8 protein-coding genes and 1 pseudogene are annotated in these 10,613 nt (G+C 77.8%); 1 reads left to right on the forward strand and 8 read right to left on the reverse strand.

From position 1 onward, the window contains the following. The 8 genes from ABEB07_RS24515 to ABEB07_RS24550 all read right to left on the reverse strand — a co-directional run. A partial coding sequence (locus ABEB07_RS24515) for a YveK family protein (protein ID WP_345670330.1) occupies positions 1 to 616 on the reverse strand: 616 nt, incomplete at its 3' end. A 200-nt stretch (positions 617 to 816) separates the two neighbouring features. Next, positions 817 to 1,995: a glycosyltransferase gene (locus ABEB07_RS24520; RefSeq protein WP_176149015.1), complete on the reverse strand. Its 1,179-nt coding sequence runs from the start codon at positions 1,993 to 1,995 to the stop codon at positions 817 to 819. Then, positions 1,996 to 2,760, reverse strand: coding sequence for a polysaccharide deacetylase family protein (locus tag ABEB07_RS24525; RefSeq protein WP_345670326.1), 765 nt, complete (start codon positions 2,758 to 2,760; stop codon positions 1,996 to 1,998). It abuts the gene before it with no gap. After that, on the reverse strand, positions 2,744 to 4,567 hold the full coding sequence (murJ, locus tag ABEB07_RS24530; protein WP_345670327.1) for a murein biosynthesis integral membrane protein MurJ: 1,824 nt from the start codon (positions 4,565 to 4,567) through the stop codon (positions 2,744 to 2,746). Before murJ ends, ABEB07_RS24525 begins: the two co-directional genes overlap by 17 nt. Continuing rightward, the gene (locus ABEB07_RS24535; RefSeq protein WP_345670328.1) at positions 4,564 to 5,994 is read right to left on the reverse strand and encodes an O-antigen ligase family protein; all 1,431 of its coding nucleotides are present in this window, start codon (positions 5,992 to 5,994) and stop codon (positions 4,564 to 4,566) included. Before ABEB07_RS24535 ends, murJ begins: the two co-directional genes overlap by 4 nt. Positions 5,995 to 5,999: 5 nt before the next feature. Next, entirely contained in the window at positions 6,000 to 7,457 is a 1,458-nt protein-coding gene (locus ABEB07_RS24540) for an exopolysaccharide biosynthesis polyprenyl glycosylphosphotransferase (RefSeq protein WP_425589071.1), read from the reverse strand. Then, entirely contained in the window at positions 7,454 to 8,719 is a 1,266-nt protein-coding gene (locus tag ABEB07_RS24545) for a glycosyltransferase family 4 protein (protein ID WP_345670332.1), read from the reverse strand. Before ABEB07_RS24545 ends, ABEB07_RS24540 begins: the two co-directional genes overlap by 4 nt. Positions 8,720 to 8,763: 44 nt before the next feature. After that, positions 8,764 to 9,861 carry a DUF3344 domain-containing protein gene (locus ABEB07_RS24550; RefSeq protein WP_345670329.1) on the reverse strand — a complete coding sequence of 366 codons (1,098 nt, stop codon included), beginning with the start codon at positions 9,859 to 9,861 and terminating at the stop codon, positions 8,764 to 8,766. Positions 9,862 to 10,298: 437 nt separating this feature from the next. On the opposite strand from ABEB07_RS24550, the pseudogene ABEB07_RS24555 reads away from it, so the two are divergent. Continuing rightward, positions 10,299 to 10,613: pseudogene (locus ABEB07_RS24555) on the forward strand (hypothetical protein); the annotation flags it as partial.

A 10,613-nucleotide genomic window follows, 5' to 3' on the forward strand; every position in this document is an offset into this window, starting at 1 on the left:
CGGCGGGGGTGGCGGCGGTGCCGGGCGCGGGCCCGTCGTCGTGCGCGCCGGTGCGCCGGGGACGGGCCAGCAGCGCCAGCCCGCACAGCAGCCCGCCCGCGCCGGCGCCCACCAGGGCGGTCACCGGCGTCGAGGTGGAGGTCGGCTCGGTCGGCCGGACCGCCGGGGAGAACCGCACCAGCCGCACCTGGGTGCTGGCCTCGGCGGCGTTGGCCTGCGCGGCCAGCGCCCGGGAGACCGCGTTGGCCATCCGCGCGGCGAGCGCGGGCCGCGCGGAGGCGGCCGAGACGGCGACCATCGGGGCGTCCGGCGAGGTCTCCGCGCGCACGGCCCGCTGGAGGGTGCGCACCGGCACGCCCGCCTGCCGCCGCGCGCCGGCGAGGATCGCGGGCTGGGTGGCGATCCGGCCGTAGGCCTGGGCGAAACCGAGGGCGGAGTTCACGTCGGCCTTCTTGGCGGGCACGGCGACGAGATAGCTGGTCGCCGTGTACGCCGGCGGGGTCAGCCAGCCGTACGCCCCGCCGAGCAGCGCCCCGGCCAGGGCGCCGGCCGCGAGCACGGACCCGGACGGCAGCCTCCTGACCCGGGCCAGCAGCAGCCGCCCCCGCCCGACCACGCCTCCCTCGCCCGCGCCCTCGGGTGCGGCGTCGGCCGCGCGGGACTCGCCGCGGGCGTCCTTTGCGGACCTTCCCTTGGCGGGGGCCGCCCCGGACCCGCCCCTGGCGGAGCCGGTCGTGGACCTGCCCTTGGCGGAGGCCGTCGCGGGCTTGTCCCCGGCGGGGTCCGTCATGACGGCGGACTTGCTCTTGGCGGTGGTCATGACGGGCTGGCTCCCAGGAGTGAGGGGGACGACGGGCTGGAGACGGCTGCCGCGTACACGTCCATCAGCCGGGCCGCGCTGCGGGCGATGCTGTAGCGGTGCGCGGCCTGCGGTGCGGTGCGCGGCCCCGGCCCCGCCGCGCGGGCCTCGGTGATCGCGCGGGCGTACGCCTCGGCCCCGCCGCGCACCTGGCGGGCGCCGGCCGCGGCCGGGCGCGGCAGATCCTCGACGGCCGGGCAGGAGCCGTAGCGCACGGGCAGGCCGCAGGCCAGCGCCTCCACGACGGCCAGGCCGAACGCCTCCTCCTCGGAGGGGGCCGCCAGCAGGTCCATCGCACAGGCGAGGGACGGCAGGTCGGGGCCGGGGGAGCCGTCGGGCAGGCCGGGGCGTTCGCCGGTGAACAGCACCCGTCCGGCGACTCCGGCCTGGTGCGCGGTGCGGCGCAGGACGTGCTCCTCGGGACCGCCGCCCACCAGCAGCAGCCAGCAGTCGTCCGGGAGCAGGGCCAGGGCGCGGATCAGGACGTCGAACCGCTTGCCCGGGGCCAGCCGGCCGATCCCGCCGACGACGTACGCGCCCGCGGGCAGGCCGAGGCGGCGGCGGGTGCGCGCGCGGCGCGCCGGGTCGAAGCGGAAGCGGTCCAGATCGATGCCGTTGGGGATGACCTCGATGCGCGGCGCGGGCACGCCCCAGCGCTCCAGCCGGTCGGCGACCGTGGGGGAGACGGCGACCGTCGCCGAGCCCAGCCGCTCGCTGGCCAGGTACAGCCCGCGCACGCCCGCGGTGAGCCGGCGGCCCTCCATCTGCGTGTCGCCCAGCGAGTGCTCGGTGGCGACGACGGCCCGCACCCCGGCGAGCCGCGCGGCGAGCCGGCCGTAGACGCAGGCCCGGTAGAGGTGGGTGTGGACCAGGTCGTAGCGGCCCGCGCGGATCACCCGGACCAGGCGCGGCAGCGCGGCCAGGTCGCGGTTGCCGCCCATGCCGAGGTGGACGACGCGCACCCCGTCGGCGGTCAGACCCTCGGCGACCGGGCCGGGCCGGGTGAGCGTCACCACGTCGCAGTCGACGGGCAGATGGCGCAGCAGCAGCCGCAACTGCTGTTCGGCCCCGCCCACTCCGAGCCCGGTGATGATGTGCAGGGCCCGCTCCGGGGCGGCGGGCACGCGGGTGGTCATCTAGCGGCCCTCCACCGGACGCCGGCGCAGCCGGTGCAGCCGCAGCTTCAGGTGCAGGCGCAGGGCCGTGTCGCCCTGCCCGACGTGCGCGCGCGGCAGGGCGTACGGGCCGGTGAGCGGGCCGGGGTCGATGGCGCAGGCGTAGGAGTAGCCCGCCTCCCGTACGGCTGCGGCGACGCGGGCGTCGACGGTGCCGTACGGGTAGCAGAAGCCGTCGGTGCGCACGCCGGTCAGCTCGGTGAGCCGCGCGCGGCTCTCGGCGACCTCGGTGCGCAGGGTGCGGTCGTCGGCGCGGGTCAGGTCGACGTGGGTCAGTCCGTGCGAGCCGATCTCGACACCCTCGGCGGCGGCGTGCCGGATGCCGTCGGCGGCCAGCAGCTGCTTGCGCGGGCCGAGCGGGTCCCAGGCGTTGTCGCCGCCGAGCCGGCCGGGCAGCACGAACAGGGTGGCGCGGCAGCCCCAGCGGCGCAGCAGCGGCAGCGCGTCGGTGACGAAGTCGGCGTACCCGTCGTCGAAGGTGAGCCCGACCAGGCCGCGGGCCTCGCCGCGGGCGCGCGCGGTGAGCAGCTCGCCCATGGACACGCCGCGCAGTCCGCGCCGGCGCAGCCACGAGAGCTGCCGCTCCAGCCGCTCCGGGGTGACCGTGACGCGGTACGGGTCGTGCGAGCAGTCGCCCACCGAGTGGTACATCGCCACCCACGGGAACGGCCCCTGGCGGGGGACGGGCACGGCGCCCGGGACGGCGGAATCAACGCTTGCGGCCATGTGCGAGCCTTCGTGTGACGGTGCGTACGGAGCGCAGGGCGGAGGTGCGGCCCTGGGGACGGCCCAGGGCGAGGGTGAGCGGGACGAAGACGGCGGTCACGGTCAGCAGGCCGGCCGCCAGACCGGCCGGCGCGGAGTCCGGGCGGCTCGCGGCGAACGCCCCGGTGACGGTGGCGACCACCGCGGCGCGCACCGGCCGGCTCAGCTCGGCGAGCACCTGCCGCAGATGGACCGAGACCCCGTCGGCGGCGGCGCGGCGGCCCTTGCGCAGGCCGGTCAGGAGCAGGGCGGCGGTGACGGTGATGCCGAGTGCGTTGGCGGCGGCGATGCCCGCCACCCCGAACGGGCCCACGGCCGCGGCGCCGGTCCAGGAGGTGACGGCGATGCCCGCGGCCATCGCGGCGACCGGGTACCAGCGGGGCCGGCCGGCCGAGAAGTAGGAGCGGACCAGGGCGCCCACCAGGGTCTGGCCCAGCAGCCCGAGGGCGTACACGCGCATGACGGCGGCCGTGGCCGCGGTGTCCTCGGCGGTGAACGCGCCGCGCTGGAAGAGCAGTTCGGTCAGCTGCGGGGCGCAGGCGATGACCGCGCACATGCCCAGCAGCACCAGGGCGGAGGCGAGCGCCAGGTCGCGCTGGACGCGGGTGCGGGCGCGCTCGGTGTCGCCGTCGGCGAGGGCGCGCGCCACCACCGGGAAGGTGACGGTGCACAGCATCAGCGACAGCGTCATCGGGATCTGGGCGACCTTCTGCGCGTAGTTGAGGTGCGAGATGGCCCCGACGGGCAGGGTGGAGGCGAGGAAGCGTTCGACGAGGACCTGCGACTGGCGGCACAGCGCGAACAGCAGTACGGCGGCGACCAGGGCGAGCCGCATCGGCCGGCCCTCGGCGTCCGGGCCGCTCGCGTGCGGTGCGGGCCGGCGGCTGGTGAGCTGCCGCCACAGCGAGGGGACCTGGACGGCGACCATCAGGCAGCCGCCGGCCGCGACGCCGGCCGCCGCCGCGCGCACCCCCCAGGCGGCGCCGAGCAGGTACATCGCGGCGATGATGCCGGCGTTGTACGCCACGTAGATCGCCGCGGGCGCCACGAAGCGGCGGTGGGCGCGCAGGGCGGCGCTGCAATAGCCGGCCAGGCCGAAGGCCAGGACACAGGTCGCGGTGAGCCGGGTGCAGTCGGCGGCGAGGCGGGGATCGGGCAGGCCGGGCGCCAGGGCCCGCACCAGCCAGAGGGCGCAGCCCGCCACCAGCGCGGCGACCGCGGCCAGGGCGAGGCACAGCCGGGGCAGGGTGGCGGCCACCAGCGCGCGCACCGGATCGCCCTTGGCGCCCTTGGCGCGGTGGGCCAGCGCCACGCTGAACGCGGGGATCAGCACCAGCGCGAGGCCGTCCTCGATGAGCAGCGTGGAGGCGAACTCCGGCACCGTCCAGGCGACCAGGAAGGCGTCCGTGTCGCTGCCCGCGCCGAACAGCCGGGCCAGCGCCTGGTCGCGCACCAGGCCGAGCAGGGAACCGGCGACCGACAGCGACGCCGTGACGAGCGCGGCGCGCGCCAGGAACCCCCGTGACGCCGGCCCCGCCTCGCCCCCGCCCGCACCGCCCTTGCGCGCGGGCGGCACGCCCGGGTCCACCGCGGGCGCGGGGGCTGTGCGGGGCGCGGCGCCGGGGCCGTCCGGGGGCGTCGCGAGGTCGTCGGCGAAGCCGAGGTCGAGGGGGGCCGCGGCGGGCTTGGGCACGCCGGGGACGGCCCCGGGCAGGCCGGAGCCCGCCCCGCCCTTGGGGTCCGGAACGGACGGAGGCTTCACCGTCATCGCGTCACCGCCTCCTCGGCGTGAACCGGGGCTCCCGCCCGAGCGCGGGTGCGCGGTGCGTGGGCGTCGCCGGACAGGGCCCACCACGCCGTGAGGCCGAGGGCCAGGCCGGTCAGCAGGGTCGAGGGGCCGCCGATGTCGCCGTAGGCGAAGTCGGTCAGCAGCCACACCAGCAGCCCGCAGGCGACCAGCCCGCAGTCGAGCCCGGCTCCGTCACCCCCGCCACCGCCCCCGCTTCCGCCGCCGACGAGACCATGAGCGCCATCACCGCCGACACCGACACCGGCCCCGCCACCCCCGTCATGGACCCGAGGCAGCCGCCGCACCGCGCACACCAGCAGCGCCAGCCAGCCGCTGGCCAGCCCGGCCAGCCCGACCAGGCCCTGTTCGCTCAGCACCAGCAGATACATGTTGTGCGGCGACAGCAGCGGCTGACGCCGGTAGGACGCCCCCGCGCCCGCCACCTCGGCGCCCGAGGACAGCGCCACACCGGCGTTGCCGTCCCGGTACTCGGGAAAGCCCTTCAGACCGACCCCCGTCACCGGGTGCCGGCGCCACATGCCGACGGCGGACCCCCACAGGGTGTACCGGTCGATCACCGACTGGTCGGGCGCGTCGGTGACCTGCGCGATGCTGCCCAGCCGCTGCCGCAACTGCGTGTCGCCGAGCCCGAACCCGCCGACCAGCACCACCCCGGCGGCGGCCACGGCGGCCGCCGTCAGCAGCGCCCGCCGCGGCCCGGCCAGCACCAGCTGCGCGGAGCACGCCAGGGCGGTGGCGATCCACGCGCCCCGGCTGAAGGAGAACGCCAGCGGCGCCAGCAGGGCCAGCGCGCACCCGGCGGCCGCCGCCCGCTGCCGCACCGAGGAGCGGCCCAGCGCGATCCCGACCGCGCAGACCAGGCCGAGCGCGACCGCCGTCGCCATGCCCATCACGTCCTGCGGCCCGAACGTGCCGACCGCCCGGACGTCCTCGCCCTGGTAGGAGGCGCCGGTCCGGGTGACGTACTGGTGCACGCCGACAGCGCCCTGGACGAGGGCGAGGGCGACGAACGACCAGGCCAGCAGCCGGAATCCGGACCGGTCGCGGACCAGCAGCAGCACCGCCGCCGGGACCAGCACGAAGATCTGGAGGTAGCGGCCGAGCCCGGCGAGCCCGGCCGCCGCCGAGGACGCCCCCATGGCGGCCAGTGCCAGGCCCACCACCGGAAGGCCGAGCACCAGGGCCGCCGTGCGCGGCAGCGGGCGCCGCCGCTCGCGCAGCACCAGGATCAGGCAGTACAGCACCATCAGGGCGGAGGCGGCGTCGGCCGGCTCCGCGCCGCCCGGCGACACCGGCAGGGCCAGCAGCGCGACCACGGCCACCGCGGCGGTGACCGGCGCCGGCGCGCCGGCCCGGCGCGGGAGCGCTGTCAGGGCGAGGCTCACGTCGCTCAGCTCCCCGTGGGACGGACCAGCGCGACGGCGGTGCGCAGCAGGATGCACACGTCCTGCCACAGTGACCAGTCGTCGATGTAGGCGTTGTCGAACCGGCTGCGGTCCTCGATCGAGGTGTCCCCGCGCAACCCGTGGACCTGGGCGAGTCCGGTCAGCCCGGCGCGCACCCGGTGGCGGGCCGCGTAGCCGGGGTAGGTCTGGCTGAACTGGGCGACGAAATAGGGGCGTTCGGGGCGCGGGCCGACCAGGCTCATGTCGCCCCGCAGCACGTTCCACAGCTGGAGCAGCTCGTCCAGCGAGGTGCGCCGCAGCATCCGGCAGAAGCGGCGCATCTCGTGCTCGTTCGCCACGCTCCACCGGGTCGCGGACTCGCGCTCGTCCACCGGGCGGTGGGTGCGGAACTTCAGCAGCGTGAACGGCCTCCCGTCGCGGCCGATGCGCTCCTGCCGGAACACCACGCCCGGCCCGTCGCTGAGCCGCAGCACCGTCGCGCACACCAGCAGCAGCGGGCTGACCAGCGCCAGCAGCGCCCCCGACACCAGCACGTCCAGCGCCCGCTTGCCGAGGTCCTCGCGCCGCGCCGGGGCCAGGTCGAGCCGCCGGCAGGGGAACCCGGCCAGCCGCTCGTCCGCCGGACAGCCGGGGCCGCCGGCGTCCAGCTCCCACACCCGGCAGCCCGACTCGGCCAACGCCCGCAGCAGCGACTCCTGTTCGGCCCGGGCCGCGCCGCCGACGACCAGCACCGCGCGCACCCCGTTCTGGATGACCGCGCGCTTGACCTCCTCGCCGGTGGTCAGCACCGGCAGCCCCTCCACGCCGTCCGGCTGCCCGACGATCCCCACCGGCCGCACCCCGCTGCGCGGGCTGCGCAGCACGGCGGCGGCCACCCGCTGCGCGGTCGCCACCGGGCCGACGACCAGCGCGGGGTGCGGATGGCGCAGCAGCGCGGCGCGCCGCCGCCCGTGCACCGCGCCGCGCAGCGCGCAGCACGCCACCGCCTGCACGACCAGGCCGGTCAGCACGGTCCGCGTCGGCAGCACGTGCCCCGGCCCGTACGCGGCCGCGAGCGCGGCGAGCGCCAGCCAGGCCACCGCGGTCCGGCCCCACACGGCGGGCAGTTCGTCCAGCAGGCCCGGCGCGGGCCGCCGTCCGCCGCGCGGGCGCACCAGCAGCGAGACGGCGACCAGCAGGGCGACCAGCAGCGGGTGGCGCCGGCCCTCGCTCAGCGCCAGGGCGCCCAGCAGCGCGGCGACGCAGTCCGCGACCAGCAGCGCCGTCCGGACGCCCGGCACGACGGGGCGGTGGACGGCGGGGAAGCGGAAGGCGGTGGCCGCGCCGCGCGGCGGCACGACCGAGACGGGGGTGAACTGACCGTCCCGTGGCGGAGCCGCGGGGGAAGCTGTGGACGCGGGGGAGGCTGGCAAGGGGACGGTGTCGGTGCGTTCGGCGGTCACGGGTGGTTCGACTCCCTGTGCTCGGTGGGCTGGACACGCGCTGCGGTCCGGCGCGCCCCGGTGTCGCGGCCCGGGCCGAACGCCCGGCCGTGCCCGGCGCGTTCACCCGCTCCGGGCAGGGCCGGGCGGGAGGCCGCGGGCCGGTGGCCGAGCAGGTCGCGGTAGACGCCCGCGACCGCCTCGGCGGTGTGCCGTACGTCGTGGGCGGCCAGCACGTGCCGCCGGGCCCCGGCGCCGAGTCCGGCGCCGAGGTCCGGGGCGAGCAGCAGCCCGGTCACCGCCCCGGCCAGTGCCGCCGGGTCCTCGGCCGGCACCAGGCAGCGGTCGGCCGTGGCCGGCGGCAGGCTCTCGCGGGCGCCGTCCACGTCGGTGACCACCACCGGCCGCCCGCACGCCATCGCCTCCAGCGGCGCCAGCGCCATCCCCTCCCAACGGGACGGCAGGACCACCAGATCGGCCGCCTGGTACCAGGGGCGTACGTCGGCGACGGCCCCGGCGAACAGCACGGACGGCGGGGCGTCCGCGCGCAGCCGGTCCCCGTCCGGGCCGTCGCCGACCAGCACGAGGCGGGCGCCGGGCGCCGCGCGCAGCACGGCCGGCCAGGCCCGCAGCAGCACGTCCTGTCCCTTCTGCCGGCACAGCCGCCCCACGCACACGACGAGCGGCGCGGCCGGGTCGAGTCCGGCCGACGGCGCCAGGCGGGCCCGTACGGCGGCGGCGGGCGCCGGACGGAAGCGGTCGGTGTCGACGCCGTTGGCCACGACGGCCCACCGGCCGTCGATCCCGGCGCGTTCACCGGTGGCGCGCTCGGCCTCGCTGACGCACACCGTCCGCGCCGCCCACCGCGTCCCCCACCGCTCCCAGCGCAGGGCGAGGGCCGCGGTGGCGCCGCCGACCGCCTCGAACGACCAGGCGTGCGGCTGGAAGACGGTGGGGATCCGGCCGCGCACGGCGAGCCGTCCGGCCAGTCCGGCCTTGGCGCTGTGCGCGTGCACCAGGTCCGGGCGCACCTCGTCGATCAGCCGGGCCAGCCGCCGTACCTCCGCGGCGAGCGAGGGACCGGGCGACCGGGTGGCGGGCCAGCGCCGTACGGGCGTGCCGAGGGCCCGCAGCCGCTCGGGCAGCGGGCCGTCGGGGCAGGCGGCGACGGCGTCGAGACCGGCCGCCGACTGCGCCCGGACCAGGTCCGCCACGACCCGCGCGACCCCGCCCTCCACCGGCTGGGCGAGGTGCAGGACGCGCGGCGGGCGGCCCGCGGCCACGGGCGCGCCCGTGGCCGGCCGGGCCGCGGCGGGCTGCGGCGCGCTCACCGCCGGGCGTCTACGGCGGCGAACAGCACACCGGCCCACGCCGCGTCGCGCTGCGAACGGAGCCGGAAGGTGGCCCGGTCGCCGGCGTCGCGCAGCAGTCCCGCGAGGTCGAACACGTCGGAGTCGTAGCCGAGGGTGTTGCCGTAGGCGGGCACCCGCTCCGGGGCGTCGCCGGGGTCGCTGATGGTGGAGTTGAGCACGTCGTCGGCCGGGTTGCCGGGTCCGGAGAGGTCGACGGGCGGCGCCTGGCCGGCCGTCAGGGTGAGCGAGTCGCCGGTGGTGCCGCGGTCGCCGTTGTACGCGACCAGGCCGACCCGGCCGCCCGCGCCCGCCGGGTAACCCAGGTGGTCCAGGCGCATCTCCTGCGCGCCGGAGCGCAGCGGCGCGAAGCCGTCCCACAGCGCGAGGCTGCGCAGCGGCTCGGCCGGGTTCTCGTACGCCACCACCAGCGTCCAGCCGCCCCAGGCGCCGGCCTCGGAGCGGCCGCTGGCCACGTTGACCTGCGCCACGGTGTACGGACCCGAACCGCTCTCCCGCACCAGCCGGGTCACGTCCGTCGAGGCCTGGAAGGCGTCCGCGCCGTCCGCGACCCGGTGCCCGACGACGGTGTCGGCGAGGACCTCCTTGTACGACCCGCCGGGCTCGGCGATCAGCACCCGCCCGTCGTCCTGCGGTGGCTTCTGCTCACCCACCCGCAGGTTGCCGCCCCAGTACAGGCGCGCGTACGTCACCCGCGAGCCGGCCGGCAGCCGGACCTGGGCGCGGGAGGAGTTGTAGGTGTTCGGGTCGTCGTCGACGTCGACGTACGACGTGTCGAAGTCGCCGTTGGTCCCCTGCTCGCCCGCCTGCGCGGCCGGGCACGAGGGGCCGCCCTGGCCGGGGGCCGGACGGCAGGTGACGGAGGAGTTGGCCGCGCGCACGATGCCGCCGTGCTGGAGCGCGTGGTAGCGCTCGGCGAACGCGATGCCGCCCGACTCCGGCGCGGGCGGGGCGGCCGACGCGGCGGCGGGGGACCCGCAGGGCAGCCACAGGGCGGTGAGGGCGAGGACGCCCACCGTGGCACGGCGCAGCAGCGGGCCCAGGGAATGGGGCATGACCGTCGTTGCCTTTCGAAGGCGGCGGTGACAGCAGCGACATGCGTGCGATGCGTCCGCCGGGAGAGTTGCCTGGGGAGAGCCGCAACTCTAGTTGTCGGCGGGACAAACATGTCGAATCCGGGCATGTGTGTCGGAATGGTGAAACGTCCTCCCCGGTGAACCACCTCATCGGCCGCACCCCCGCCCGCCCGGGGGCGCGGCCGCAAGCCGCCTGGAGGCCGTCCGGGGGCCGTCCGGGGGGCGTCCGTGGACCGTCCGTGGGCCGCCGTCCCCCGGACGAGGCCGGCCCTCTCGCCGCGAGACACCGCCCGACCAGGGCCGACGCGGCAACGGAGGGAATCGGGCGACAGCCAGAAAGCGCATGATCGGTTGCGGGCGCGCGGAGCCGCTCCCACGGTGGGCTCAAGATCAGTCGCCCGTCGAAAGGAATCCCCATGCGCTCCCTGCCCGTACGGCGCATCGCCGCCGGCGCCCTGTGCGCCGCCCTGCTGACCGGCATCGCCGGCACGGCCGCCATGGCCGCCGGCCCGGTCCGCGCGGCCGGCCACCCCGTCGCCCCCCAGCTGCGGCAGCCCGTCGCGGACGCGCTGCGCGCGCAGGCCGGGAAGGTCCGCGACACCGCGGACGTGCTCGCGCCGGTCACCCAGCTGCTGAACACCGTCGCCAAGGCCGACAAGGGCGAGTTGACGGCCGCTCAGGCCCGGCAGGCGGGCGAGGCCGCCAAGCGCGCCGTGGCCGAGGCGGTCGGC

It is taken from the genome of Streptomyces similanensis, assembly GCF_039543625.1.
Taxonomy (GTDB): Bacteria; Actinomycetota; Actinomycetes; order Streptomycetales; family Streptomycetaceae; genus Streptomyces; species Streptomyces similanensis.

Bases quoted from the DNA above. Each gene is read 5' to 3' on its own strand.
- ABEB07_RS24550 (WP_345670329.1), bottom strand. From the start codon at position 9,861: ATGCCCCATTCCCTGGGCCCGCTGCTGCGCCGTGCCACGGTGGGCGTC.
- ABEB07_RS24520 (WP_176149015.1), bottom strand. From the start codon at position 1,995: ATGACCACCCGCGTGCCCGCCGCCCCGGAGCGGGCCCTGCACATCATC.
- ABEB07_RS24525 (WP_345670326.1), bottom strand. From the start codon at position 2,760: ATGGCCGCAAGCGTTGATTCCGCCGTCCCGGGCGCCGTGCCCGTCCCC.
- murJ (WP_345670327.1), bottom strand. From the start codon at position 4,567: ATGACGGTGAAGCCTCCGTCCGTTCCGGACCCCAAGGGCGGGGCGGGC.